We start from the raw sequence: 26280 nt of genomic DNA on the forward strand, positions 1-26280 counted from the left end.
GCCTGGCTGGGCGTGAGAGCCCTACTCTTCAGCGGGCAGCGGGTTCTTCGGCAGCTTCTTGACGCGCGGCCGCCGCTTGGGCCGCTCGGGGATCATCGAGCGCATCTCCTCGACGCGGCCCCAGCACAGCAGGCGGTCCTCGGCCTCGAGCCGCGTGCCGAACCCCGGGTTCGGAATGACGCCCGTACCGCGGTGCAGGGTGAGCACCGTGATGTCGCGCTCGCGCAGCCCCGATTCGCCGAGCGTCGTGCCGACGAGTTCGGCGTCGCCGTGCACCACGAGCTCGGCGACGCCGTAGCCCGTCGAGACCGACAGGCGCTCGCGCACGTCGATCTGAGGGAACGCCACCTGATTCGCGATGTAGTCGATGATCGCGCCCGCCACGTCGAGCTTCGTCGCCGTCTCGATGCCCTCGAGGCCGGGCGACGAGTTCACCTCCATGACGAGCGGCCCGTCGTCGCTCTCGAGCATGTCGACGCCCGCGACCTTGAGCCCCATGATCTGCGCGGCGCGCACGGCCGTGCGGGCGTAGTCCTCGTCGAGTTCGACCCCTTCGGCCTGACCGCCGCGGTGCACGTTCGATCGGAACTCGTTGCCCTGCGCGGTGCGGCGCATGGCGGCGACCACGCGGTCGCCGACGACGAGGGCGCGGATGTCCCGGCCGCGCGATTCACGGATGAACCGCTGGATCAGGACGTTCTGCCGGGCCGACTGCAGCGTCTCGATGATCGCCTCGGCGACCTTGAGCTCGGGCGCGAGGATCACGCCGATCCCCTGTGTGCCCTCGATGAGCTTGAGCACGACGGGTGCACCGCCGACGCGCTCGATCGCAGAGACGACATCGGCGCGGTTGCGCACGAAGGCCGTCGGAGGCATGGCGACGCCGTGGCGCGACAGGATCTGGTTGGCGCGCAGCTTGTCGCGCGAGTTGCTGATGCCGCTCGCGGTGTTCGGCGTGTAGACATCCATCTGCTCGAACTGGCGCACGACGGCCGTGCCGTAATACGTGATCGAGTTGCCGATGCGCGGAATCACGGCGTCGTAGTCCGACAGCGGGCGGCCGCGATAGAGCAGATCGGGCGTCTCGGCCGACAGGTCGATCGCGAACCTGAGGGTGTTCAGAACCTTGGGGTCATGACCCCGATCAGCGGCGGCGGCTCGCAGGCGCTGGGTGCTGTAGCTGCGCGGCGCGCGCGACAAGATGGCGATCTTCACTCGGGATTTTCCTGTTGGGCTGTGATTCCGATTGGATTGGCGGCATGACCCCCAGCAATCCAACACCACCGAGCCTGGTGGGTTGGCGCGAATGGGTCGGATTGCCCGGGCTCGGCATCCCCTGGATCAAGGCGAAGATCGACACCGGCGCCCAGACCTCGTCGCTGCATGCCTTCGGCCTGCGCGAGTTCACCCGCGACGGCGGGCCCTGGGTGCGATTCGAGGTGCACCCGTGGCAGTTCAGCTCGCGCGACGGCGCGCAGATCGAACTGCCGGTGCACGACCGCCGCCGCGTGCGCAGCTCGACGGGGCACATCCAGAATCGCGTCGTCGTCTTGATCGAATTGAGGATGCTGGACCGCACGCTTCCCGTCGAGGTGACGCTCACCCGGCGAGACGCCATGGGCTTCCGCATGCTGGTCGGCCGCGAGGCGCTGTCGAACGGCTTCCTGGTCGACCCGGCCGGCTCCTACCTCGGCGGCAAGCCGCCGCGCCAGGTGCGCCAGGCGAACAAGACGGCGGAGTAACCGCCGCTACAGCTTCTCGATCGGGGCGATCTTGATCAGCAGCTTCTTGAAGCCGGCGCTGTCGAACTGCACGTGCGCGATGCGCTTCGGCCCCTCGCCCGTCACGTCCTGCACGCGGCCCTCGCCGAAGTCGACGTGCTTCACGCGGTCGCCCGGGGCGAGCTCGAGCGCGCTGTTGTCGCGCACCGTCGCCGTCACCTTGTTGGCCCATTCGGTCTTCGGCTTCGACAGCGCCGCGGCCGTCGCCGCCGCACGGTCGGACCCGAAGCCCGGGCGCTTCGCATTCAGCGCTCGCGACATCGTGCCGTCTCGGCCGTTCGCGGCCCCCGGCGAGCGCCGCCAGTCGATCAGCTCGGCGGGGATCTCTTGCAGGTACCGGCTCGGCATCGCCACATTCACCTCGCCGAACTGCGCACGCGACATCGCGAGCGACAGGTACAGGCGCTTGCGCGCGCGCGTGATGCCGACGTAGAACAGCCGTCGCTCTTCGGCGAGGCCGCCCGGCTCGTTCGCCGACATGCGGTGCGGGATCAGGTCTTCCTCGACGCCGGTGAGGAACACGGCGTCGAACTCGAGCCCCTTCGCGGTGTGCAGCGTCATGAGCGAGACGGTTCCGGTCGAGTCGTCGAGCTCGTCGGCGGCGGCCACCAGCGACACCTCGGTGAGGAAGTCGGTGAGCGTGCCGCCCGGGTTGTTCCGCGCGAACTCCTTCGTCACGGCGACGAGCTCTTCGACGTTCTCAGCGCGCGCCTCATCCTGCGGGTCGCGCGAGCTGCGCAGGGCGTCGAGCAGACCCGAGCCGGCCAGCAGGTGCGTCAGCAGCTCGGGAACCGGCTTGACCCCGCCGGGGTTCTCGGGGTCCATCATGGCGGCCGTCTCGTCGAGCAGATCGGAGAGCCGCGTGATCGCGGCCGTCACCTTGGGCCCGAGGCCCAGGTCGGATGCCGCCCGCAGGGCGTCTCGGAAGGTGATGCCGTTGTCGCTCGCGAACGACCCCAGCTGCGTCACCGTCGCCGGCCCGATGCCCCGCTTCGGGGTGTTGAGGATGCGCCGCACGGCGAGCTCGTCGGCGGGGTTCGCCACCGCGATCAGGTACGCCATCGCGTCTTTGATCTCGGCCCGCTCATAGAACTTGGTGCCGCCCATGATGCGGTACGGCACGGCCGAGCGGATGAAGATCTCTTCGAGCGCACGCGTCTGCGAGTTCGTGCGATAGAAGACCGCCATGTTGTTGTACGGCACGCCGGCGCGCCGCAGCGCGTCGATCTCGTCGGCGACGAACTGCGCCTCGTCGTGCCCCGAGTACCCCGTGTAGCCGACGATCTTCTCACCGTCGCCGGAATCGGTCCACAGGTTCTTCGCCTTGCGGTCGAAGTTGTTCGAGATGACCGCGTTGGCCGCCGAGAGGATGTTCTGCGTCGAGCGGTAGTTCTGCTCGAGCAGCACCACCCGCGCACCGGGGAAGTCGTGCTCGAACTCGGTGATGTTGCGGATGTCGGCGCCGCGGAACGCGTAGATCGACTGGTCGGAGTCGCCCACCACGGTGAGCGACGCCCCGGGGATCTCGCCGGACGGCCCCGTCAGACCGTCGACATACAGCCCGTCGGCCTTCAGCTCGGCGACGAGGTGCGGCGGCACGGGCTTCGTCAGCTCGCGGATGAGCGAGTACTGCGCATGGTTCGTGTCCTGGTATTCGTCGACCAGGATGTGCCGGAACCGGCGCTGGTAGTTCGCCGCGACGCGCGGGAACGCCCGGAACAGATAGACGGTCTGCGCGATCAGGTCGTCGAAGTCGAAGGCATTCGCGGCCCGCAGCGCGCGCGTGTACTCGCGGAAGATCTGCAGGAAGACCTGCTCGGCCGGGTCGTCGCGGTTGGCGCTGCGCGCGTACGACTCGTAGTCCTCGAGCTCGTTCTTGAGCTTCGAGATCTTTGCGCCGGCGCTCGCGGGCGTGAAGCCGAAGGTGTCGGCCTCGCTCTCTTTGATGATGCGCTTGAGCAGCGCGCGGGTGTCGCCCGAGTCGTAGATCGTGAAGTTCTCGGTGAAGCCGAACTGCTTGGCCTCACGACGCAGGATGCGCACGCAGGCCGAGTGGAAGGTCGAGATCCACATGCCTTCGGATGCCTGACCGAGCAGCCCCTCGACGCGTTCGCGCATCTCGCTCGCGGCCTTGTTGGTGAAGGTGATCGCGAGGATCTGACTCGGCCACGCCTCGCGGCTGCCGATCAGGCCGGCGATGCGGTGCGTGAGCACGCGCGTCTTCCCCGAGCCCGCCCCCGCGACGATGAGCAGCGCCGGCCCACGGTAGGTGACCGCCTCGCGCTGCTGCGGGTTGAGACCCTCGAGCAACGCCTCGTCGCCGCCACGCGGCCCCTGATCGCCGTCGACGATGATCGGCAGGAAGGAGTCGGATGCGCGCGCGTCTGTCATTGCCAGCCAAGTCTAAATTGCGCGACCGACATGAAGACCCCTGGCCGGAAGCCGAACGGGGCTCGATACCCCCGGTTTCACGCAGGCTGCTCGACCAACGGTGGTCGAGCAGCGAGCGCCAGCGAGCGTATCGAGCCCCGATTCTGGCCGACCGAGTGGCTAGTCGCCGATCGCGTCGTCGGCCGTCTGCCGGCCCTGCGCGATCTGGTCTTCGAACTTGCCGCCCGTGAGGTCGTTGGCCTTGTCGGCGACGCCGGCGAGGACGTTGTCGCTCACCTGCTCGCCCTGGTCGGTTCCGAGGAAGTCCTTGGCTTTGTCGACCGCGTCATCGAGGAATCCCATGCGCGCCCCTTTCGTCAGTTGAAGTGGTTCGCGCCACACCCTAGCCGCCTTCGACCCGCATGGGGAAGACAATCCTGTCTACCCCACTACGGAGCGCGGCTCGCGCGCTACTGAGAGATCACGCGGCGGCATCTCGCACGACGAGCGCGAGGTCGGGATGATCGGCGAACACGCCATCGACTCCCGACGCCATGATGGTGCGGAACTCGTGCTGCCAGTGCCCGAAATCGGCCTTGCCGCCCTCGGTGCGGAACGGCGCCGACAGGAAGCGGTTCTCGGGCCGCAGCGTCCACGTGAACACCGCGAGCCCCACGGTGTGGGCGCGGTCGACGAGGTCGCTCGTTCCGCTCTCCGAGCCGGCGTCGAGCAGCAGGCTCTTGTCGACGCTGATGCCCTCGATCGCATCGAGCCCCTGACGGGTCGCAAGGCCGTAGAGGCCCAATTCGCCGATCTCGTCGGCATAGCTCGCGGCATCCGCCCCGTCACGCGCGACGAGATCGAAGGCCGCGCCGCCCGCCTCGATCAGGTAGATGCGATTGCCGCGGATGCCCCGCTCGCGCACTTTCCGCAGCACGGTCTTCTCGAACGACTCGATGATGAGCCGGCTCGGCTCGCTCTGCCAGCCGACCTGCTGCAGCTCGTCGGCGAACAGCTCGTCGAGCGGCAGGCCGATCGACTCGAAGTAGCTCGCGTGCTTGATCTCGGCGACCACGCCGAGCTCGCGGTCGGTGGTCTCGGCGAGGCTGTCGACGAGGTCGAAGAGGTGGGTGAGGCGCATGATCGGGTACTGCCCGTCGAAGCTCGCACTCGCCTGCCGCAGCCCGCCGAGTCGCTCGCGGCACCGCAGCGTCGACAGCTCGGCCCAGGTGAAGTCCTCGGTGAACCAGCCCGTGACGGGCACGCCGTCGACCTCCTTGGTGGTGCGCCGCGCGGCGAACTCGGGCCTATTTGCGACATCCGTCGTGCCCGAGATCTCGTTCTCGTGCCGCAGCACGAGCACGCCGTCCTTCGTGGCGACGATGTCGGGCTCGACGAAGTCGGCCCCCAGCTGGAAGGCGAGCTCGTAGGCCTGCCGGGTGTGCTCGGGTCGGTACCCGCTCGCACCGCGGTGACCGATCACGAGGGGGGAACCGTGCGCGCGCATGCCGTTGATGGTAGCCACGGCGTGTTCCGGCCATGTGACGTTGACAGACCCCGGTCAGCCACCGTTTCCCGCGTGCTCGAAGCGGCAGACGACCTCGCGGTGCGTGGGGTAGCCGTCGGTCGGCGTGAAGCCGTGCGCGCGCAGTGCCGCCGCGTCGCGCGTCTGGGTGCAGGGCGTTCCGTGCCGCGGGATGACGAGGATGACCGTGCGGATGCCCGCGAGCCTCGCGGCCCTGTCGGCGAGCGGCACCGTGCGATCGCTGAACGACCCCGAGGCGGGGAACGGCGTCTTGACCGCGATGTCGACCATGCCCCGGTAGTACTGCGGGTACGCGAAGAGGGATTCACGGGCCCGACCCGGCGCGAACAGGATGGCGTCGCCCGCGCCCGCGTGCGCCTGCACCGTCTGCGCGACGAGGCGCAGGTCGCTCTCTCGCGGCTTGGCGAACGGCAGCCGCTGCCCGACGTAGGCGGGGAGGGCGAGCAGCACCAGCGCGATCGCGACACTCGCGACGACCCGACGTGTGCCGAGCGCCGCGAGGGCGGCGGCGAGCGCGAGCGCGAGGCCCGGCATGGCGAAGGTGAGGTAGCGGCTCGTGAAGACCGGCGAGCCGATGAGGCTCGCCGTGATCGTCACGGCGAACGGCACCACCACCCAGCAGCCCGCGAGCAGCAGCCAGCCGGAGCCCGCCCGCAGCACGCGGCGCCAGCGCGCGGCCGCGACGATGAGCACGATCCAGACAGCGAAGCTGTAGGCCCAGGCGAGCTCGCCGGCGGGCTCCACGAGCACGGTCCACGGCGTGAAGGCGCCCTTCGGGCCGATCCAGGCGATCTGCGAGCGCTCGAGCCACCCCATGAGCAGCACGGGGCTCGCCGCGGCGAGCGCGGCGGCCCACGTCACGACGAGCGGCAGCCAGGCGCGTCGGCGGCTGCCCAGCAGCACGAAGAGCAGCTGCGCGATCAGCAGGGTGGCGATGAGCAGGAAGACCGCGACCGAGAGCGCCGCGGCCGCCCCTAGTGCGACCCACCACCAGCCCCCGCGGTCGAGCGCGATGAGGAGCAGCAGCCACACCGCGGCGGCCAATGCCGCCGTCCAGGCATACGACCGCGCCTCGGTACCCGCCCACGTGAGCCGCGGCATGAGCGCGAGCAGTGCCCCGGCCGCGAGCGCAAGCCGGGGCCGAGCGAGCCGCTGGCCGATCAGCGCCGTGAGCGCGACGGCGACGCCGACCCCGAGGGCGGAGAATCCGCGCGTGGCCGCCTCCGAGAAGCCGAAGAGCGCCGACCAGTAGTGCAGGGCGATGTAGTAGACGGTGTGCCCGGCGTCGACGTAGCGCGTCGTGAACTCGAGCAGTTCGGCCGGTGGGAGCCGGGCCGCCCGTACCGTGGCGACCTCGTCGGCCCAGTACGACGGGACCCACGAGAAGGCGAACGCGACCAGCGCGGCGAGGGCGCCGAGGCTCCACGATCGGCCGGCTGCAGGCACGGGTTCAGCCTCGCGTGCGCGTGCACGGTTCTCAAGGGTGCTTGTCAGCCACAGGAGTCGCACATGCGGCTACCGTCGTATTCATGGCAGCGTCCAACAACCCGGCCCTCAACCGCGTCTCCGCTTTCCGTGCGGGCGGTGCGCCCCAGCCGGTCGACCCGAGCACGGTCGGGCAGGGCCCCGACCTCGAAGCACTCTTCAACGCGCGCAGCGCCGGCTCGGCCGAGACCGGCCGCATGACCTACGAAGACACCGTCGTCAAGACCGTCGCGCTGTTCGCCGTGCTGCTGGCCACGGGCGTCGTCGCCTGGTTCGTGCCCGCGCTCACGATCGTCGGCGCCATCGTCGGCCTCGTCCTCGGCCTCGTCAACGCCTTCAAGCGCAAGCCGTCGGCCGCGCTGATCGTCATGTACGCCGCGGCGCAAGGCCTCTTCCTCGGCGGCATCTCGCGCATCTTCGAGCAGGTCTTCGGCGGCGTCGTCGTTCAGGCGGTCATCGCCACGCTCGGGGTCTTCGGCGTCATGCTCGCCCTCTTCGCGAGCGGCAAGGTGCGGGCATCCAACCGCCTCACCAAGGTCTTCCTCGGCGCGATGATCGGCTACGCCGTCTACAGCCTGGTCAACGTCGGGCTCATGGTGTTCGGCGGGGTCTCCTCCGACCTCGCCTTCGGCCTCAACTCGATGACCTTCATGGGCATTCCGCTCGGCCTGATCGTCGGAGTCCTCGCGGTGCTGATGGGTGCGTACTCGCTCGTGCTCGACTTCGAGTTCATCAAGAACGGGGTCGAGAACCGGGTGCCGCGGGCATACGGCTGGCAAGGCGCCTTCGGCCTGATGGTGACCCTGATCTGGCTGTACGTCGAGTTCCTGCGGCTGTTCGCGATCCTGAGCGGCGGCGGCCGCAACTAGCCAGGCGCGGCGCCGCGCGGGAACACGTTTTGCGTCCCGCGCCGACAGTTGCGCCCGCTCGCGAGGACGCGAACGTCGGGCCGGGACGCAAAACCACGGGCAGGGGCGGGGCCTACGCCAGCTCAGCCGCATAGGCACGGGCCGAGCGCTGGTAGCGCGGCAGGTGCTCTGCCAGCGCGGTGAGCGCCGTCTGCAGCGCCTCCGCCGAGCGGCCGGCGCTGTGCAGCACCAGGGCGCGGAAGAACGCAGGGGCGTCGCCGAGCTCAGGGGCGTCGAGCCCGTCGAGCAGCTCGAGGGCTTCGCTCGTCCGGCCGAGGTTCCGCAGGGTGCTCGCGAGCTGAATCGTCACCTGGTGGGCGTGCTCGGGCGGCAGTCCCGCCGCCAGCGCCGCGCGGTACGGCCCGACGGCCTCCTCCTCGAGACCGAGCGAGTCGTGCACGCCGCCCCACTCGGCGAGCGCTTCGGGGTCGCCGGCGGGGCGCTCGTCGACGAGGGCGCGCATGCGGTTCAGGCATCCCTCCGCGTCGCTGTCATCGAACTCGGCCCAGAACGCGTCGACACGCGCCCGCCAGCTGGTCTCACTCACGCACCCGATCCTGCCAGGCCGCGCAGCCTGCTCTCGAGCACCGCACGCTCGCGCTCGTTCGCGGTCTGGGCGATCGCCCGCGTGAACTCCGCCCGCGCCTCGTCGGCCCGCCCGAGACGCGCCAGCAGCTCGCCGCGCACGCTCGGCAGCAGGCCATACCCCGCGAGTTCCCCGGCCGCGACGAGCTCATCGACGAGCCGCAGGGCGGTCGCGGGCCCCTCGGCCATCGACACCGCAACGGCGCGGTTGAGCTCGACGACGGGCGAGGGCGCGACGCGTCCGAGCGCCTCGTAGAGCAGCACGATGCGAGCCCAGTCGGTGTCGTCGACCGTCGCGGCCGCATCGTGGCACTCGGCGATCGCCGCCTGCAGGCCGTACGGCCCGCGGCCACGGCCGAGCGCATCGCCACGCGCGAGTGCAGCGCGGCCGCGGGCGATCAGCGCCCGGTCCCAGCGCGAGCGATCCTGGTCGGCGAGCAGAATCGGATGCCCCTCCCGGTCGACCCGCGCGGGGAAGCGCGCCGCCAGGAACTCCATGAGGGCCGCGAGCCCGTGCACCTCGGGCTCGCGGGGCACGAGCTCGGCGAGCACGCGGGCGAGCCGCAGCGCCTCGCGGGCGAGGTCGGCGCGCATCCACTCCGGGCCGGAGGCGGCCGCGTAGCCCTCGTTGAAGATCAGGTAGAGCACCGACAGCACCGCCGAGAGCCGCGCCGGGTACTCGTCGCGGGGCGGCACCTCGAACGGCACCGCCGCGGCGGCGAGTGTCTTCTTGGCGCGTACGATGCGCTGCTGCACCGTCGCGACCGGCACGAGGAAGGCGCGCGCGATCTCGTCGGTCGTGAGGCCGCCCACCGTGCGCAGGGTGAGGGCGACGGATGCCTCGCGCGACAGCACCGGGTGACACGCGATGAACACCAGACGCAGCACGTCGTCGTCGATGGCGTCGGGGTCCCAGGGGGTGCCGCCCGAGGCATCCGTCTCGTCGATCTCGCGCTCGCGGGCGAGCTGTGCATATTTCTCGTCGCGCGCGGCGTCGCGGCGCCAGCCGTCGATCGCGCGCCGCTTGCCCACCGCGACGAGCCAGGCGCCCGGGTTGGCCGGCACCCCGTGCACCGGCCACCCGGCGAGAGCTTCCGCGAGCGCCTCCTGCGCGAGGTCTTCGGCGAGCGCGAAGTCGCGTGTGTAGCGCGTCAGCGTCGCGACGATCCGCGCGGACTCGATGCGCCAGACGGCGGCGACGGCGCGGCGGGCGGACGCCTGGTCTGTTCACATCGGGCGAGGGTTTCGATGCGGCCGCAGACGCGCATGATCATCATGAACTTCGGCATCTCGCTCAGCCCTCCGCCTTGGCGAGCTGGCGGCGCAGCAGCTCGGTGCGCCACTCGATCTCGCGCTGGATCCACGGGTTGTCGCTCGGGAACTCGTCGATCGACGGCACGCGGCGGATCTCGGTCTTGACCCCCGGGCCGGCGGGCACCTTGAGCGCCCATTCGATCGCCGCCTCTTTCGTCGGCACGTCGATCTGCCAGTAGCCGTTGAACAGCTCCTTGGCCTCGCCGTAGGGGCCGTCGGTGACGACCGGGGGCGTCGTCGAATAGTCGACGACGGCGCCGAGCTGTGCGTCTTCGAGGCCTTCCGCGCTGACGAGGACGCCCGCGTTGAACAGCTCCTCGTTGAAGCGGCCCATCGTCTCGATCATCTTCTCGAAGTCCAGACCGGCCTCTGCCATGGCCTGCTGCGCAGCCGCCTCGTCGACGGTGCGCATGATCAGCATGTACGTGCTCATCGGTGAGCCTTCCTTGTGTGCGAGTCGCTCTTGCCACGACCCTGTCACCGAAGCGTCGAGCGGGAAAGGCGCGGATCGACAACGCGCCGGAAAAACGTGCGGATCAGTTCGTGAGCGACGGGGTGCCGAGCACGATCGCGAGCTCGAGCCGCTCCGCGTCCTCGCTTCCGGGCTCTGCGGAGTAGACCATGATGCGCAGATCGTCGCCCGCCACGATGAAGGTGTCGCAGTCGAGTCCGATGCGGCCGACCGACGGGTGGTCGAAGTACTTGTGGCGCGAGCGATCCTCGTGCGCCCGCAGCTCGGCAGAGTCCCACAGCGTCGCGAACAGCACGCTCTGACGGCGCAGCTCGGCGACCAGCCGATGGACGCGCGGGTCGTCGGGGTACTTCGCGGCGGTGAGCCGCAGGTCGGAGACGATGCCCTCGCGCTGCTCGGCGAGCTGCTCGGGAGTGTGCACGGCAGCGGGCCCCGGCCCGACCACGTTGCGCCAGACGCCGTTGCGCTCGATGCCGTGCCAGGCGCTCGCACCCGTCAGCGCCTCGTAGCCCGCGTTGGCCACGATCAGATTCCACATCGCGTCGTAGACGACGATCGGATTCATGGTCAGCCGGTCGAGCAGGCGCTGCACGCTTGGGGGGATGCGCGACGACACGAGGCCCGGGCCGGGAGCCACCTGCCCGCCGAGGCGGAAGAGCAGCTCGCGCTCGGGGTCGCTGAGCCGCAGGGCGCGGGCGAGCGCCTCGAGCACCTGCAGGGACGGCGACGTCGCGCGCCCCTGTTCGAGCCGGGTCAGGTAGTCGACCGAGATGCCGGCGAGGCCGGCCAGCTCTTCGCGGCGCAGGCCCGTGGCGCGGCGGCGGCCGCCCTGCGGAAGACCGACGGCCTCGGGCGCGACCCGATCGCGCCACCGCCGCACGGCCTGACCGAACTCGCGATTCTCCACCGTCCCAGTGTGCGCCGCTCCGGCATCCGTTGCATGGCCCTGCCGTTCCTACGAAAGAGGGACGACTGTTTGAGAGCGGATGCCTCGGGCGAGTCTGGTTCGCATGACAACGACACTCATCACCGGGGCCAACAAGGGCCTCGGCAAGGAAACCGCCCGGCAGCTCGTCGCGCTCGGGCACACCGTCTATGTGGGCTCGCGCGACGAGGGCCGCGGCCGCGCCGCGGCCGAGGAGCTCGGGGCGCGCTTCGTGCAGCTCGACGTGACCGACGACGCCTCGGTAGCCGCTGCACTCGGGCAGATCGAGGCGGACGGCGGCCTCGACGTGCTCGTCAACAACGCCGGCATCGCGTCGTACGAGTTCGGCGAAGACGGCGTCGCCGAGAAGACCGACGGGCCGAGCGCCCTCGCGGTGTTCGACACGAACGTCGTCGGGATCATCCGGGTCACCCAGGCCGCGCTACCGCTGCTGCGCCGGTCGGCGAACCCGGTCGTGGTGAACGTGGGCAGCGCGCTCGGCTCGTTCTGGGCCGTACACGAGGACTCGCGCCCGGCGTCGCACTTCCCCACGCTCGTCTACGGACCGAGCAAGGCGGCGGTCTCGATGCTGACCGTGCAGTACGCGAAGGCCGTGCCCGAGGTGAAGTTCAACGCGATCGAGCCGGGTGTCACCGCGACCGAGCTCGGCGGCGGCGAGCCGGGGGTCCACCCGGGGCGCCCGGCGTCCGAGAGCGCGAAGATCGTCGTGAAGCTCGCGACGATCGGCGCCGACGGCCCGACGGGAACCTTCCAGGAGGACGACGGCGAGCTCGGCTGGTAACGGGGCGCCCCGCTCCGGAACGTCCCCTTCGTACGACTTGCATGAGGGAACAGATTCTGCGCCGCGCTGAACCTGTTCCCTCATGCAAGTGAAACGAGAGGGACGCCGAAGCTCGCGCGCACCGCGAACAGCCGACACAACGAGAGAAGCCGCCCGCGGGCGGCTTCTCTCATTCCCACTCGATGGTCCCCGGCGGCTTCGACGTCACGTCGAGCACCACGCGGTTGACCTCGGGCACCTCGTTGGTGATGCGGTTCGAGATACGGGCCAGCACCTCGTAGGGCACGCGGGTCCAGTCGGCGGTCATGGCGTCCTCGGAAGAGACCGGGCGCAGCACGATGGGGTGGCCGTAGGTGCGGCCGTCGCCCTGCACGCCCACGGAGCGCACGTCGGCGAGCAGCACGACCGGGCACTGCCAGATCGCCTCGTCGAGGCCCGCCGCGGTGAGCTCGGAGCGCGCGATCGCGTCGGCCTCGCGCAGGATCTCGAGGCGTTCGCGCGTCACCTCGCCGATGATGCGGATGCCGAGACCCGGGCCGGGGAACGGCTGGCGCGAGACGATCGCCTCGGGAATCCCCAGCTCGCGCCCGACCGCGCGCACCTCGTCCTTGAACAGCGTGCGCAGCGGCTCGACGAGCTCGAAGTCGAGGTCCTCGGGAAGCCCGCCCACGTTGTGGTGGCTCTTGATGTTCGCGGTTCCGGTGCCCCCGCCCGACTCGACGACGTCGGGGTAGAGCGTGCCCTGCACGAGGAACTTCACCGGCTCTCCGCCGGAGGCCTCGGCCTCGGCGACCAGCTCGCGCTGCACCTTCTCGAACGCGCGGATGAACTCGCGGCCGATGATCTTGCGCTTCTGCTCGGGGTCGGTGGCGCCCTCGAGGTGGCCGAGGAACGTGTCGGCCGCGTCGACCGTGATGAGCCGCACACCGGTCGAGGCGACGTAGTCCTTCTCGACCTGCTCGCGCTCGCCCTTGCGCAGCAGCCCGTGGTCGACGAACACCGCGGTCAGCTGGTCGCCGACGGCCCTGTGCACGAGTGCGGTCGAGACGGCGGAATCCACACCGCCCGACAGCGCCGAGATCACGCGCGCGTTCCCGACCTGCTCGCGGATGCGCGCGACCTGCGTCTCGATGACGTTCTCGCTGTTCCAGTCGGCGGGGATGCCGGCGGCACGGTGCAGGAAGTTCTCGAGCACGCTCTGGCCGTACTGCGAATGCTTCACCTCGGGGTGCCACTGCACGCCGTAGAACTTCCTCTCGTCGCTCGCGAACGCGGCGACGGGGGTCGACAGGGTCGAGGCGAGCACCTCGAAGCCTTCGGGGGCGCGAGAGACGGAGTCGCCGTGCGACATCCACGCGATCTGCTCGGTCGGCTGGCCGTCGAGCAGCGTGCTCTGAGGCGCCAACACCGAGACATCCGTCGCCCCGTATTCGCGGCGCCCGGTCTGCGCGACCTCGCCGCCGAGCGCCTGCGCCATGACCTGGAAGCCGTAGCAGATGCCGAGCGTCGGGATGCCGAGGTCGAACACGCGGGAGTCGAACGCGGGCGCGCCGTCTTCGTAGACCGACGACGGGCCGCCCGAGAGGATGATGCCTGCCGGGTTCTTCGCCGCCACCTCTGCCGCGGTGATCGTGTGCGGCACGATCTCGGAGTAGACGGATGCCTCGCGCACGCGTCGTGCGATCAGCTGCGCGTACTGCGCGCCGAAGTCGACCACGAGAACCGGGCGCTCCTCCAGCTGCGACGTTTCGGTGCTCTCTTGCGTGCTAATCCTGTCCTCCTGCGGTGACGGGGGCGGGCGCCGGTGCGTGCTCGGCGAGGTAGGTGCGGACCTGCTTGGTGATCAGGCCTTCGACGATGAAGGACATGAACGGGATGACGCCGCCGAGCGCGATCTGCACGAACTTCGTGAAGGGCATGCGCATCAGGCTCCACAGGCGGAAGTCGGCGAACAGGTAGAGCACGTAAAGCCAGCCGTGGGCGATCAGCACCGCGATGGAGAGGTTGACGCCCTGCTGATATGGGTCGGTCGCCGCGTTGACAAGCGGGAACGAGATGATCGGCTCGCCGGGCTGGAAGGCGTAGACCCAGTGCCCGAAGCCGTACTTGATGACCATCTCGGCGCACAGCAGCAGCAGCATGACACCCGTGATCCAGGCGGTCACCTGGTAGAGGCGCAGGGCCGCGGGCACCTTCGGCAGGTCAGCGGGGCGCGGCCGGGCGCCCTTGACGCTGCGCAGCTGCTCCCACAGGCGGGCGAGATACGTCCCGTCTTCGGTGGACGGGGCACTGGCCTGCGGCATGTTCCTAGTCTACTTTCTGCCGTGCTGTGGGTTGATCGGATGCCTCGTCGGAGCCCTCGCGGAGGGCGAGCTGGTCGTCGACCTCGCGCTCCCAGGCATCCTTCGCCAGGCGGTACCAGAGGTACACGGCGAAGCCTGCGAAGACGGCCCACTCGGCGGCGTAGAAGGCGTTGAGCCAGTCGATCGACTTCTGCTGGATGGGCGGTGGCGCGTAGATCGGCACGAGGCCGTCGGGAACGTGGTCGCTCGCGACGAGGTAAGCCTCGAAGAACTTCGGGCTGTCACCGAGGCCCGACCAGTGGTTGATCAGGATGGCGACGGCCATGTCCTTCATCGTCGGCGGGTCGCCGTCGAGGCTGTCCTCGGGCTGCTGGGGGGGGTCCGTCGGCTGGATGCGGCCGGCGAGCTCGAGCTGCTCGGGGGACGCCGCGGCGAGCCGCTGCTGAACGGCGAGCGCGACCGCGCGGCTGGCGGTGAAGCCCCGCGCGACGGCGAGATGGGCGCCGGCATCGGGCCCGTCGGCGACGACTGCGTGCCCGACGACCCACCACCCTCTGCGCCCGCTGTTGTTGTCGCGATCCTGGATGAGCGTGTAGTCGGCGGGCACCGTGGTGACGCGGACCGTCACCAGCTGCCCGACCCGGTCGTTCGCGATCGCCTTCCCGGGGTGCAGCACGTCGTGGAGCTGGTGCGTCGTCTCGGTGACCTGCGGGCCGACCTGGCGCGCCTCGACGGCGCGGGTGAGCTGCCACTTGCCGAGGTACGCGAAGGCCGCCGCGATCGCGAGCGCGACGACGAGCACGCCGATCCAGCGCGGGCGGCGCATGACCTGGAAGAGCGTCAGGTCGCCGGGATGCGGGGCGTGGTCAGAGATCTTCGGGCTGCTTTCGTGCGTCGGCCTCATGGCCGGAATCCGAGTCGGTCGCCAGCATCGCCTCGTCGACCAGCCGATCGATGGCGTGCGGCTGTTCCCTATTCGACACCGTCGGGCCATCGGCAAGCTGGGAATCACCCGCTGGCGCCGTCGCCTCGCGCGCAGCGCGCCGCGCTTCCCGCCTCTTCGCAGCCCGCTGGCGGGCGCGCTTGACCAGCGCGTTGAAGCGGTCGGAGTTCGCCGCGAGCAGCGGCCCGAGGATCGCCATGATGAGCACGTACAGGCCGGCGAAGGGGGTGAGGCGAGAGTCGAGACCCGCCCCGACCGCGAGCGTCGCGAGGATCAGCACGAACTCGCCGCGGTTCTGCAGGATGACGTAGGTGTTCACCGCCGCGGTGAAGTCCATCTTGTTCATCCAGGCGATCAGTTGGCTCGCGCCGAAGTTCAGCAGCATCGTCAGCACGACCGCGGCGATCACGACCCAGGTCACCTGCGGGAACTTGGCGATGTCGAGATCGAGCCCGAAGTTCAGGAAGAAGAAGGCCGCGAAGATGTCGCGCAGCGGAACCGTGACGCGCTCTATTCGGCCGTGGTAGCGCGTCGCGCCGAGCACGACACCGATGAGGAACGCGCCGATCGCATCGGTGACGCCGATGAGCTCGCCGATGCCGCCGAACACGACGGCGAGGCCGAAGAAGAGCACCGTGAAGAGCTCGTCGTCCTTCGTCTGCAGCAGGCGCGAGACATACCTGCCGCCCCAGCGCGCGATCGAGAACATGACGACGATGAAGACGAAGTCGATGGCGAGCCGCAGCACGATCGGCCAGAATCCCGCGGCATGGCTGAGCGCAGCCGAGACGATGGCGAGGTAGATCGCGATGAAGATGTCCTCGATGACGGTGACGCCGAGGATCATGGGCGTCTCGTCGTTCGTCAGCCGGCGCAGCTCGATCAGCAGCTTCGTGACGATGGCGCTCGACGAGGTCGCCGTCATGCCGGCGATGATCAGCGCCTCGCGCGTGCCCCAGCCGACCCAGAAGCCGAACGCGATGCCCGCACCGAGGTTGATCGCGACGTAGGAGCCGCCGGAGATCAGGAGCCGGTTCAGGTTGCCGAAGAACTCGTCCTGGTCGAATTCCAGGCCGAGGCTGAAGAGCAGCAGCAGCAGGCCGAAGACGGCGATCAGCTGGACATCCGCAGCTTCGAAATCGAGCGGGAAGACGTGCGTGTGCGGGCTCGCGAGCAGGCCGACGACCATGTACACGGGGATCGCGGGCAGCCCGATGCGACGCGCCAGGCGCCCCAGCACGTACGCGATGAGGAACAGGATGCCGAGGGTGATCAGGTTCTCGGCGAGATCACCGTGACCGCCCGATGCGGCAGCAAGCAGGGCCGCGGCGTCCACGGTCAGGTCCCGGGCGGGGCGTCGGAGAGCGCCTGGCGCGCGGCCACGGTGCCCGTGCGGAAGAACTCGAAGGCCTTCGCGACCTTCTCGGGGCTGCCCGCGACGACGAGGGTGTCGCCCGGGAAGACCTTGAAGTCGGGGCCCGGCCCCGGGTTGGCGGCCTCGCCGCGCACGACCGCGACGACGGTCAGGCCGATGAGGCCGTGGTCGGCGGGCGCGCCGAGCGGCTGGCCCGCGATGTGGTCGTCGTAGTCGACGGTGAACCAGTCGATCGACAGCCCCGGGATCTGGTCGAGCGCCGCGAGGCTCTCGGTGATCTGCGTGCCGCCGAGCAGCTCGGCGAGCGTGTGCGCCTCGTCTTCGTTGAGGCGGATGCTGATCTTGGTGACCTCGTCAGGGTTCTCTGCGTCGCTGAAGGTGATGAGGTCGTTGGCGCCGCTGCGGTGCGCGATCACCCCGATCTTCCCGCCGTCTTCGGCGACGAAGCTGTGCAGCACCCCCACCCCGGGCAGCTTCACTCGTCGGACGTCGACCATGTCGTGCACTCCTCATGCGTTTGGCGGTCCGAACAGTCTAGGCAAGGGCTGTGCGGTGATGATGTGAGCTCCCACAGCGCCTTTTGCGCCCGCCCCGCCCTGACGCGGCTCGCCCCCCACCCAAAGGTGGGGTGGTCCTGCCCGAGACGATCGGGCCGACCGCGACACTATTCGGGTATGAGCGATTCACAGGGGGGCGGAAGCCCGGCGGCGGCGCTGCTGGCCGAGCCCGGCACCGACATCGGGTTGCTCCGCCGTCTCGTCGCCAAGGACAGCGACGCCTTCGACCTGCTCTACGAGCGCCACGTTCGCACCGTCTACCGGGCAGCGCTGGCGCGGGTCAGGTCGACCCCCGACGCGGAGGAGATCACGCAGGAGGTCTTCGTGACGCTGTGGCGGCGCGCGGCATCCATTGAGCTGGTCGAATCCCTGCTGCCGTGGCTGCTTGCGACCGCGCGCTACGTCGCCCTGAACCGGCTGCGATCGGATGCCGCACGCCAGGCGCATCTGGCGGAGGCCGAGCTCGAGGCACGGCCCGATGCCGGCCCCACCGCCGAGGAGCGCTTCGAGCAGTCTCGGCTCGCCGACGCGATCGCGGCCGCCGTCGCCGGCCTGTCCGAGTCCGATCAGGCGATCTACCGGCTGTGCATCGAGGACGGAGTGGGCTACGCCGACGCCGCTGCCCGCTTGGGCCTCACCCACGGGGCGGTCCGGAACCGCCTGAGCCGCGTGCGCAAGGCGCTGCGCGGCGATCTCAAGGACTACCAGAACGGAGGCCGGGCATGAACGAGAACCAGACCCCGCTCGGACCGACCGACGCGCAGATCTCGCGCATGAAGGCGAACATCCACCAGGCGATCGCCGCGGACCAGGCCGCAGTGAGGCGCCGCCGCGGGTGGACCATCGGGGGCACGCTCGGCCTGCTCGTCGTACTGGCGGGCGGCACGTCAGTCGCCATGGCCGCCGGCGTACTGAAAGCACCCCAGTGGCTCGCCGCCGCCCCAGCGCCGGCGCCGACCGCCACCCACGAACAGGAAAACGCCACAGCGCCGACGCCTTCGCCGACGCTGACGCTGACGCCGACATCCACGCCCGCCCCGGCGGCGTTCGACCTGCCATGCAGTGAGCAATTCGATCCGACGGTCCTTGCGTCGTTCGCGCCCGGCCTGACTCTTCAACCGCTCGCGCCGCTGTCATACGGCGTCAATCCGCCCACGGGATCCTCCGTGACCGCCGCCAGCATTGCGCCCGGAGAGAACGTCGCTCCTCCGGCGCTGATCTCCAACATCGCCGCCGCTGAATCGGGCTACTACTCCTGCCGCTGGCATGGCGAAGCGACTCAGTCGATATGGGGAATCCAGCTCGCCGTGCTGCCGGACGCAGCCAGCGCGTTCCAGGAGGCGAAAGCACAGTCGGTGAGTAGCGCCGACTACACCCACCTCGCCTCCACTTCCATTGGAGACGACAGCTTTACCCGGTGCGCGCACACCGATGCCCTTTCCGGATGCGAACTCGACGTTCTGAGCGACGGAATATGGTTCACGGTGCGCGCTTCGTCCACGGCTGGGCACGAGCCCGAACCGGCAGCCTACGCCGACGGCCTCGCCGCACTCGCTCGCTCGGTCATTGCCAGGGTCACCGCGCAAGGGACTCCTCCCCAGGCCGTGTCGGCTCCCGCGTCGAGGTGGACCGGCATGACCGACTGCGCCGCGTTCACCAGGGCACTCTCTGCGCACATCGCAACCCCCGCCTACACCTTCGATGCCGGCACGGATGGCACGGACGCGTATCTGCCCGGCTTCGGGTATGCGACGAAGCAAAGCGGAGCCTTCTCCTGCTACTCGGGCAACGCCGATGCTCCGACTGTGGTGGTGGTTCCGGGTGCAGGCTCCTGGGCGTGGGACGTCCCCCTCGCGTCCGAAGACGCCGTATCCGCCCCGGTCACGATCACGCAGCTCTCCACCGCAGGCGTCCCCGGTCTCGATGCCGCACGCTACGCATGCATGGGAAACGTGGGATGCTGGGCGGACGCGGTCATCGACGGGGCGATGGTTACCGTCATCCAGCCGATGGGGAACAGCTCGGTCGGCGCGACCACTGCGCTCGCGGAGCTCGAGGCGATCGCCGAATCGACTCGGCGATGACGCCCGAGCTCGGGTTCAGCCCCCGAGGTACGGCGCGACGACGACCTCGACGCGCTGGAACTCCTTGAGGTCGGAGTAGCCGGTGGTCGCCATCGAGCGCCGCAGCGCGCCGATCAGGTTCGCGGTGCCGTCGGCGACCGCCGCCGGGCCGTAGAGAACCTCTTCGAGCGAGCCGACCGTTCCGACCTGCACGCGGTGGCCGCGCGGCAGCTCGGGGTGGTGCGCCTCGGCGCCCCAGTGCCAGCCGCCGCCGGGCGCCTCAGAGGCGCGCGCGAGCGCCGAGCCGAGCATGACGGCATCCGCCCCGCAGGCGATGGCCTTCACGACGTCGCCCGAGCTGCCGAGCCCGCCGTCGGCGATGACGTGCACGTAGCGGCCGCCCGACTCGTCGAGGTAATCGCGGCGTGCGCCCGCCACGTCGGCGACCGCGGTCGCCATGGGGGCGTGGATGCCGGTGACGAGGCGCGTCGTCGAGGCCGCTCCCCCGCCGAAGCCGACGAGCACACCGGCCGCGCCCGTGCGCATGAGGTGCAGGGCCGCGGTGTAGGTCGCGGCTCCGCCCACGATGACCGGCACGTCGAGCTCGTAGATGAACTTCTTGAGATTGAGGGGCTCGCGCTGCTTGGCGACATGCTCGGCGCTCACCGTCGTGCCGCGGATCACGAACAGGTCGACGCCGGCGGCGAGCACCGTCTCATAGAACTGCTGGGTGCGCTGCGGGCTGAGCGCGCCGGCGACGGTGACCCCCGCCGCGCGGATCTCGGCCAGCCGGTCACGGATCAGCTCGGCCTTCACCGGCTCCGAGTAGATCTGCTGCATGCGCTGCGTCGCGCTCTCGACCGGCAGCGAGCGGATCTCGGCGAGCAGGGGCTCCGGGTCCTCGTAGCGGGTCCACAGGCCCTCGAGGTCGAGCACGCCGAGGCCGCCCAGCTCACCGATCTTGATCGCGGTGGCCGGTGAGACGACCGAGTCCATGGGCGCCGCGATGATCGGCGTCTCGAAGGTGAACGCGTCGATCTGCCAGGTGACGCTGACGTTCTCGGGGTCGCGGGTGCGTCGACTCGGCACCACGGCCACATCGTCGAACGCGTACACCCGACGGCCGCGCTTGCTGACGCCGATCTCGATCTCTGTCACCTTGACAGCCTAGCGACCGCCCCGAAATAGGCTGGCCCCATGGAGCCCACTCGCGCGGAACCTCTCGATCGTCTTCGGCAGCGCACGAGCTCGAAGTGGCGGGCGTTCGGCGACGACATGCTGCCGATGTTCGTCGCCGAGATGGACTACCCGCTCGCCCCCGTCATCAAGGTCGCCCTGCACGAGGCGGTCGAACTGGGCGACACGGGCTACGTCGACCCGCGCTCCGGCGGCCGGGCGGCGGCGCGGGCGCTGGCCGACTTCGCCGCGGACCGCTGGGACTGGCATCCGTCACCCGAATACATGCAGACCACGACCGACGTGAGCGTCGTGGTCGTCGAGTCGCTGCGCCGTCTCATCGAGCCCGGCGACGGCGTCATCATCACCCCACCGGTCTATCCGCCCTTCTTCCAGTTCGTGCCGGAGGCGGGCGGCACGGTCGTCGAGGTTCCGCTCGTCGACGACGGCGAGAGTTGGGCGCTCGATCTCGAGGGCATCGACGCCGCGCTCGCGGCCGGCGCCCGCGGCATCCTGCTCTGCAACCCGCACAACCCGCTCGGCCTCGTGCACTCGCGCGAGCGGCTGGAGCAGCTGTCGGCGATCGTCGAGAGGCACGGCGCGTTCGTCGTGAGCGACGAGATCCACGGACCGCTGACGCATACGGATGCCGCCTTCACGCCCTATCTGGACGTGTCGGATGCCGCGCGCGAGCACGGCATCGCCGCGCACTCCGCGAGCAAGGCGTTCAATCTGGCGGGGCTCAAGTGCGCGCTGTTCGTGGCCGCGGGCGATCGGATGCGTGCGCTGATCCGCTCCCTGCCGGAAGAGGTCGTCTATCGCACCGGTCTTTTCGGGGCCATCGCGACGCGGGTCGGCCTGAGCGAAGGACGCGACTGGCTCGACGGCACGATCGCCGCCATCGAGGCGAACCGCCGGCTGCTGACGCAGCAGCTCGCCGAGAAGCTGCCGCTCGCGCGCTACCGCGAGCCGCACGCGAGCTACCTCGCCTGGATCGACCTGAACGAGTACGGCTGGGGCGAGGACCCCGCGCGCGTGCTGCGCCGCAAGGCCGGCGTCGCCCTCTCGAACGGCCCGCACTTCGGCCGGCAGGGCCAGGGGTTCGCGCGCATGAACATCGCGTGCGCCCCCGAGCTTCTGGTCGAGGCGGTCGACCGCCTCGCGGCCGCGGCTGCCGCTGCCGCGTAGGCATCCGCCCGATCTCTCCCCTCACGCGGTTGCGCTGCTCGAATCCGCTCGACGCTGCTCGGATCCGAGCGGCGCGGAGAGGATCCGAGCAGCGCAACGGGCGGTCCTTGGGTCGGCGCTACGAAAGCTGCGGCAGGACTTCCTTCTCGAACAGCTCGATCGCGTCGGTCGAGTACGCGGCGTTCGGGAAGTAGAAGATCGCGTAGCCGAGGCCCGCCTCCGCCTGCTTCTGCAGTCGCTCGACGATCTGCGAGGGCGTCCCGACCGCCAGCGCGTTCTCGCTGCGGTACTCGCCGATGAACCCGTCGGTCGCGTCGCCGAGGTAGGGGCGCACGCGCGCCTCGAGCTCGTCGAGCTGGCGGTCGATGTCGGCCTGCGACTCGCCGACCATGACGTTGTAGTTGGCCGAGCGCACGATCGCGTCGAAGTCGGTGCCGAGCTTCTCGCAGTGGTCCTTGAGAATCGCGCTCTTGCGCGCGAAGCCCTCGGGGTCGCCCGCGAAGTTCGTGTACTGCGCGTACTGCGCGGCGATCTTGAGCGTGACCTTCTCGCCACCGCCCGAGATCCAGAACGGGATGCCGGGCTTCTGCAGGGGCTGCGGGTGGAACAGCGCGCCGTCGACCTGGTAGTACTTCCCGTCGAGCGTCGCCGTGCCCGTCGTCCAGGCCTGCTTCATGATCTCGACGCCCTCGCGCAGCCGCCCGAGGCGCTCGCCGATCTCGGGGAATCCGTAGCCGTACGCGCGCCACTCGTGCTCGTACCAGCCGCCGCCGATGCCCATCTCGACGCGGCCGCCCGAGATGATGTCGGCGGTCGTCGCGACCTTCGCGAGGTAGCCGGGGTTGCGGTAGCCCATGCAGGTGCACATCTGGCCGAGGCGCACCCGCTTGGTCGCCGCGGCGAAGCCCGAGATCAGCGACCAGGCCTCGTGCACGGCCTCGTCGGTCGGCACGGGCACCGGGTGGAAGTGGTCGTAGACCCAGATGGACTCCCACTGCTCGTTCGCATCCGCGTGCTGAGCGAGGCCGTTCATCACCGCCCAGTGCTCTGCGGGGTCGATGCCGACCAGGTCGTGACGCCAGCCTTGGGGAACGAAGAGTCCGAATCGCATGTCGCGATCGTATCGATTCGATTCAGGCGTGTGAACTATCTCGCGCGGAACGGAAACGTTTCCATCTCACGCGGGTCTGCACGGTGCCGTGCGGATGCCCCACGAACAAGTTCCCGTTCCGGACAGCCGCGCCCGCGGCAGCGGGCGGATACGTCCGGAACGGGAACTAGTTGCAGCGGAACGAAGGCTACTTCCGGTAGTTCGGCGCCTCGACGACCATCTGGATGTCGTGCGGGTGGCTCTCCTTGAGGCCGGCCGGTGTGATGCGCACGAACTTGCCCTTGGCCTTGAGCTCGGGAATCGTGCGCGCACCGACGTAGAACATCGTCTGACGCAGGCCGCCGAGCAGCTGGTAGACCACCGAGTTGACGGCTCCGCGGTAGGGCACCTTGCCCTCGATGCCCTCGGCGATCAGTGCGTCGTCGCTCGGCACATCGGCCTGGAAGTAGCGGTCGCGCGAGTACGAGGTCTTCTTGCCGCGGGTCTGCAGGGCGCCGAGCGACCCCATGCCGCGGTACGTCTTGAACTGCTTGCCGTTGACGAAGATCATGTCGCCGGGCGCCTCGTCGGTGCCGGCGAGCAGCGACCCGATCATGACGGTGTCGGCACCGGCGACGAGCGCCTTGCCAATGTCGCCGGAGTACTGCAGCCCACCGTCGGCGATGAGCGGCACGCCAGCCGCGCGCGCCGCGAGGGATGCCTCGTAGACGGCGGTCACCTGGGGAACGCCCACACCCGCGACGACGCGCGTGGTGCAGATCGACCCCGGCCCGACGCCGACCTTCACGGCATCCGCCCCGGCCTCGATGAGCGCCTGCGCGCCCGAGCGGGTCGCGACGTTGCCGCCGATCACGTCGACGTTCGCGAACGCGGGGTCGCTCTTGATGCGCGCGATGATCTCGAGCTCGCCGCGGCTCTCGCCGTTGGCGGTGTCGACGACGATCACGTCGACACCGGCCTCCATCAGGGTGGTCGCGCGGTCCCACGCGTCGCCGAAGAAGCCGATGGCGGCGCCGACGCGCAGGCGGCCGGCCTCGTCCTTCGTGGCGAGCGGGTACTTCTCGGACTTGTCGAAGTCCTTGACGGTGATGAGGCCCTTGAGCTTGCCGCCCTCGTCGACGAGGGGCAGCTTCTCGATCTTGTGCTGCGCGAGCAGCGCGAGCGCGTGGTCGGGGTCGATGCCGACGGGGGCGGTGACGAGCGGCATCCGCGTCATGACGTCGGCGACCCGGGTCGTCTCGGCCTCGAACGGCGAGACGAAGCGCATGTCGCGGTTGGTGATGATGCCGACCAGAGTGCCCTCGGCGTCGACGACGGGAAGGCCCGAGACGCGGAAGTCGCGGCAGAGGCGGTCGACTTCGGCGACCGTGGCGTCGGGGGTGGTCGTCACGGGGTTGGTGATCATGCCCGACTCGGAGCGCTTCACCTTGTCGACGAACTCGGCCTGGTCCTGGATGGACATGTTGCGGTGGATGATGCCGATGCCGCCGGCGCGCGCCATGGCGATGGCCATGCGCCCCTCGGTGACGGTGTCCATCGCGGCGGACAGGAGCGGCGCATTGACCGTGATCCGCTTGGTGAGCCGCGAGGCGGTCTCCGCCTCGGACGGGATGACGTCGGTGGCCCCGGGCAGGAGCATGACGTCGTCGTAAGTCAATCCGACGAAACCGAACGGATCTGCCTGGTCCATGACACCCCTAAGTGATCGCGCGCCAACCGAAAAATCCCCGTGCACAACACGCCGTCGGGGATTCATTGAATGGTAACGGATGCCCCTGCGAGTTGATTCCCGCGGGCGCGACGCGCGTGACGCGGGCGCGGGCGCGCGTGACGCGCCCGTACGCGCACGAGCCGACGCGATGGGCTGCGATGGGCCCGCGGATGCCTTCAACGTGCACATGCCGGAAACACGGCTGATACATCCGAGCCATAGCTTCTCGGTACGCATTCACGCCCATCGCACCCAGGAGGTCGAGTGCCCACGACCCGACGGCGCCTCGCCCGCGCTGCGACCATGATCGCGGCAGCGGTCGGCGTCGCCCTCACGCTCGGCCTCACGGCGAGCCCGGCGGCGGCAGCCAGCACCCCCATCGACCCGGCGACGGCGAAGGAGTCGATCCTCGTCGTCGCCCGCGACAACAGCACACCGCCGGCGAAGCCGCTGCCCGGCATCCCCGTCCAGGTCAGCGGCAACGGCTTCGATGTGACGGTCTCGACGGGCGCCGACGGGCGCGTCGAGGTCGGCCTGCCCGGCCCCGGCACCTTCGACGTCAAGCTCGACGTCAGCAAGGTCCCCTCGGGCCTCGCCCTGCCGAGCGCGCTCAAGCCCGAGCGGAGCGTCGAGGTCGACACGGGCAACAAGCAGGTGCTCGCGAACTACATCTTCATCTCGGCCACCCAGCAGCAACAGCAGCAGGCGACGTCGACGCCGAGCCCAGGGGCGACGGCAGACCACGAGAAGGCCTCCGACGAGAAGCAGAGCGGTGACTTCGGCCGCCGCATCTGGCCCGCGCTCGCGACGGGCCTGATCTTCGGCCTGCTGCTGGCCCTCGCCTCGATCGGCGTCTCGCTCATCTACGGCACGACGGGGCTGAACAACTTCGCACACGGCGAGCTCGTGACTTTCGGCGGCCTGATGGCCTACACCTTCACGAGCATCGTGCCGCTGCCCGGCTGGCTCGCCATCATCGTGGCGACCGTGCTGGGCGGCGCGTTCGGCTTCGTGCAGGATCTCGGCCTGTGGCGGCCGCTGCGCCGCATGCGCGTCGCCCTGATCCCGCTCATGATCGTCTCGATCGGCCTTTCGCTGGCCGTGCGCTACCTCTTCCAGATCCTCTACGGGCCCGGAACGCTGCTGCTCCCGCAGGACAGCTCGGCGGCGATCAACATCGGCCCGGTCCATCTGACCAGTGCGGATGTCTCGGCCGCGATCATTGCGATCGTGGTGCTGCTGGGCGTCGCCTGGCTGCTCGGCAACACCCGCATCGGGAAAGCGACCCGCGCCGTCGCCGACAACCGCTCGCTCGCCGCGGCGTCCGGAATCGACGTCGAATCCGTGATCCGCATCGTGTGGACGGCGGGCGGTGCGCTCGCCGGCCTCGCCGGCGCCCTGCTCGCCTACTACCAGACGATCCAGTGGGACTCGGGCGCGCAGATCCTGCTCGCCATCTTCGCCGCCGTCACCCTCGGCGGCCTCGGAACGGCCTACGGCGCCCTGGTCGGCTCGCTCGTGATCGGCCTCTTCATCAATGTCTCGGCGATCTGGCTGCCGGCGAACCTGAAGTTCGTCGCAGCGCTGATCGCCATGATCGTCATCCTGCTGGTGAGGCCCCAGGGCATCCTCGGCAAGAAGGACCGGATCGGGTAAGGACGACGC

General features: G+C 69.8%; 24 protein-coding genes. 7 read left to right on the forward strand and 17 right to left on the reverse strand.

All coding sequences use genetic code 11. From position 1 onward, the window contains the following. Positions 1-21: 21 nt before the first annotated feature. On the reverse strand, positions 22-1215 hold the full coding sequence (locus ABD716_RS09695) for a RimK family alpha-L-glutamate ligase (protein WP_344776295.1): 1194 nt from the start codon (positions 1213-1215) through the stop codon (positions 22-24). A 44-nt stretch (positions 1216-1259) separates the two neighbouring features. Here ABD716_RS09695 and ABD716_RS09700 point away from each other — a divergent pair, with 44 nt between their 5' ends. Beyond that, the gene (locus tag ABD716_RS09700) at positions 1260-1742 is read left to right on the forward strand and encodes an ATP-dependent zinc protease family protein (RefSeq protein WP_344776297.1); all 483 of its coding nucleotides are present in this window, start codon (positions 1260-1262) and stop codon (positions 1740-1742) included. A gap of 6 nt (positions 1743-1748) precedes the next feature. Here the strand turns inward: ABD716_RS09700 and ABD716_RS09705 are convergent, their stop codons facing one another. The 4 genes from ABD716_RS09705 to ABD716_RS09720 form a co-directional block, all read right to left on the reverse strand. Then, a complete protein-coding gene (locus tag ABD716_RS09705; protein ID WP_344776299.1) occupies positions 1749-4172 on the reverse strand; it encodes an ATP-dependent helicase in 2424 nt (807 codons plus the stop codon). 159 nt (positions 4173-4331) lie between these two features. Next, positions 4332-4514 (reverse strand): antitoxin, encoded by a 183-nt coding sequence (locus ABD716_RS09710; protein ID WP_344776301.1) that lies wholly within the window; start codon positions 4512-4514, stop codon positions 4332-4334. A gap of 118 nt (positions 4515-4632) precedes the next feature. After that, on the reverse strand, positions 4633-5658 hold the full coding sequence (locus tag ABD716_RS09715) for a glycerophosphodiester phosphodiesterase family protein (protein WP_344776303.1): 1026 nt from the start codon (positions 5656-5658) through the stop codon (positions 4633-4635). A gap of 54 nt (positions 5659-5712) precedes the next feature. Beyond that, positions 5713-7143, reverse strand: coding sequence for a glycosyltransferase family 39 protein (locus tag ABD716_RS09720; protein ID WP_344776305.1), 1431 nt, complete (start codon positions 7141-7143; stop codon positions 5713-5715). A gap of 83 nt (positions 7144-7226) precedes the next feature. On the opposite strand from ABD716_RS09720, the gene ABD716_RS09725 reads away from it, so the two are divergent. Beyond that, a complete protein-coding gene (locus ABD716_RS09725; RefSeq protein WP_344776307.1) occupies positions 7227-8051 on the forward strand; it encodes a Bax inhibitor-1/YccA family protein in 825 nt (274 codons plus the stop codon). A gap of 112 nt (positions 8052-8163) precedes the next feature. On the opposite strand, the gene ABD716_RS09730 is transcribed toward ABD716_RS09725, so the two are convergent. The 4 genes from ABD716_RS09730 to ABD716_RS09745 all read right to left on the reverse strand — a co-directional run bounded on the left by ABD716_RS09730 (position 8164) and on the right by ABD716_RS09745 (position 11368). Then, positions 8164-8637 (reverse strand): tetratricopeptide repeat protein, encoded by a 474-nt coding sequence (locus tag ABD716_RS09730; protein ID WP_344776309.1) that lies wholly within the window; start codon positions 8635-8637, stop codon positions 8164-8166. Next, on the reverse strand, positions 8634-9857 hold the full coding sequence (locus ABD716_RS09735) for an RNA polymerase sigma factor (RefSeq protein WP_344777233.1): 1224 nt from the start codon (positions 9855-9857) through the stop codon (positions 8634-8636). The genes ABD716_RS09730 and ABD716_RS09735 overlap by 4 nt, the downstream gene beginning before the upstream one ends. Positions 9858-9969: 112 nt before the next feature. Further along, positions 9970-10422, reverse strand: coding sequence for a YciI family protein (locus ABD716_RS09740; protein WP_344776311.1), 453 nt, complete (start codon positions 10420-10422; stop codon positions 9970-9972). A 103-nt stretch (positions 10423-10525) separates the two neighbouring features. Continuing rightward, complete coding sequence (locus tag ABD716_RS09745) at positions 10526-11368, reverse strand: helix-turn-helix transcriptional regulator (RefSeq protein ID WP_344776313.1); 843 nt, start codon at positions 11366-11368, stop codon at positions 10526-10528. 103 nt (positions 11369-11471) lie between these two features. Between ABD716_RS09745 and ABD716_RS09750 the strand changes: the two genes are divergently transcribed. Next, positions 11472-12188, forward strand: coding sequence for an SDR family NAD(P)-dependent oxidoreductase (locus tag ABD716_RS09750; protein WP_344776315.1), 717 nt, complete (start codon positions 11472-11474; stop codon positions 12186-12188). Positions 12189-12357: 169 nt separating this feature from the next. Here the strand turns inward: ABD716_RS09750 and guaA are convergent, their stop codons facing one another. From guaA to ABD716_RS09775, 5 genes are read right to left on the reverse strand one after another with little or no spacing between them, the layout of a single operon-like run. Then, positions 12358-13959, reverse strand: a complete 1602-nt coding sequence (gene guaA, locus ABD716_RS09755) for a glutamine-hydrolyzing GMP synthase (protein WP_344777235.1) — start codon at positions 13957-13959, stop codon at positions 12358-12360. Further along, entirely contained in the window at positions 13955-14491 is a 537-nt protein-coding gene (locus ABD716_RS09760) for a DUF3817 domain-containing protein (RefSeq protein WP_344776317.1), read from the reverse strand. Before ABD716_RS09760 ends, guaA begins: the two co-directional genes overlap by 5 nt. Before the next feature lie 4 nt (positions 14492-14495). Further along, the gene (locus ABD716_RS09765) at positions 14496-15395 is read right to left on the reverse strand and encodes an SURF1 family cytochrome oxidase biogenesis protein (RefSeq protein ID WP_344776319.1); all 900 of its coding nucleotides are present in this window, start codon (positions 15393-15395) and stop codon (positions 14496-14498) included. Then, positions 15358-16770 (reverse strand): cation:proton antiporter, encoded by a 1413-nt coding sequence (locus tag ABD716_RS09770; RefSeq protein WP_344776320.1) that lies wholly within the window; start codon positions 16768-16770, stop codon positions 15358-15360. Before ABD716_RS09770 ends, ABD716_RS09765 begins: the two co-directional genes overlap by 38 nt. A gap of 2 nt (positions 16771-16772) precedes the next feature. Continuing rightward, positions 16773-17306, reverse strand: coding sequence for a cation:proton antiporter regulatory subunit (locus ABD716_RS09775; protein ID WP_344776321.1), 534 nt, complete (start codon positions 17304-17306; stop codon positions 16773-16775). A gap of 177 nt (positions 17307-17483) precedes the next feature. Here ABD716_RS09775 and ABD716_RS09780 point away from each other — a divergent pair, with 177 nt between their 5' ends. Together ABD716_RS09780 and ABD716_RS09785 are read left to right on the forward strand one after the other, a co-directional pair. Then, positions 17484-18092, forward strand: a complete 609-nt coding sequence (locus ABD716_RS09780) for an RNA polymerase sigma factor (RefSeq protein ID WP_344776322.1) — start codon at positions 17484-17486, stop codon at positions 18090-18092. After that, on the forward strand, positions 18089-19450 hold the full coding sequence (locus tag ABD716_RS09785) for a hypothetical protein (protein WP_344776324.1): 1362 nt from the start codon (positions 18089-18091) through the stop codon (positions 19448-19450). The genes ABD716_RS09780 and ABD716_RS09785 overlap by 4 nt, the downstream gene beginning before the upstream one ends. Before the next feature lie 15 nt (positions 19451-19465). On the opposite strand, the gene ABD716_RS09790 is transcribed toward ABD716_RS09785, so the two are convergent. Further along, a complete protein-coding gene (locus tag ABD716_RS09790; RefSeq protein WP_344776326.1) occupies positions 19466-20587 on the reverse strand; it encodes a GuaB3 family IMP dehydrogenase-related protein in 1122 nt (373 codons plus the stop codon). Positions 20588-20626: 39 nt separating this feature from the next. Here ABD716_RS09790 and ABD716_RS09795 point away from each other — a divergent pair, with 39 nt between their 5' ends. Next, positions 20627-21793, forward strand: coding sequence for a MalY/PatB family protein (locus ABD716_RS09795; protein ID WP_344776328.1), 1167 nt, complete (start codon positions 20627-20629; stop codon positions 21791-21793). A gap of 118 nt (positions 21794-21911) precedes the next feature. Here the strand turns inward: ABD716_RS09795 and ABD716_RS09800 are convergent, their stop codons facing one another. Beyond that, positions 21912-22904, reverse strand: a complete 993-nt coding sequence (locus ABD716_RS09800; protein WP_344776330.1) for an LLM class F420-dependent oxidoreductase — start codon at positions 22902-22904, stop codon at positions 21912-21914. Positions 22905-23091: 187 nt separating this feature from the next. Beyond that, positions 23092-24594: an IMP dehydrogenase gene (gene guaB, locus ABD716_RS09805; RefSeq protein ID WP_344776332.1), complete on the reverse strand. Its 1503-nt coding sequence runs from the start codon at positions 24592-24594 to the stop codon at positions 23092-23094. A 285-nt stretch (positions 24595-24879) separates the two neighbouring features. Here guaB and ABD716_RS09810 point away from each other — a divergent pair, with 285 nt between their 5' ends. Further along, positions 24880-26271 carry a branched-chain amino acid ABC transporter permease gene (locus tag ABD716_RS09810; RefSeq protein WP_344776334.1) on the forward strand — a complete coding sequence of 464 codons (1392 nt, stop codon included), beginning with the start codon at positions 24880-24882 and terminating at the stop codon, positions 26269-26271. The last annotated feature ends 9 nt before the right edge of the window (positions 26272-26280 follow it).

It is taken from the genome of Gryllotalpicola kribbensis (genome assembly GCF_039538245.1).
Taxonomy (GTDB): domain Bacteria; phylum Actinomycetota; class Actinomycetes; order Actinomycetales; family Microbacteriaceae; genus Gryllotalpicola; species Gryllotalpicola kribbensis.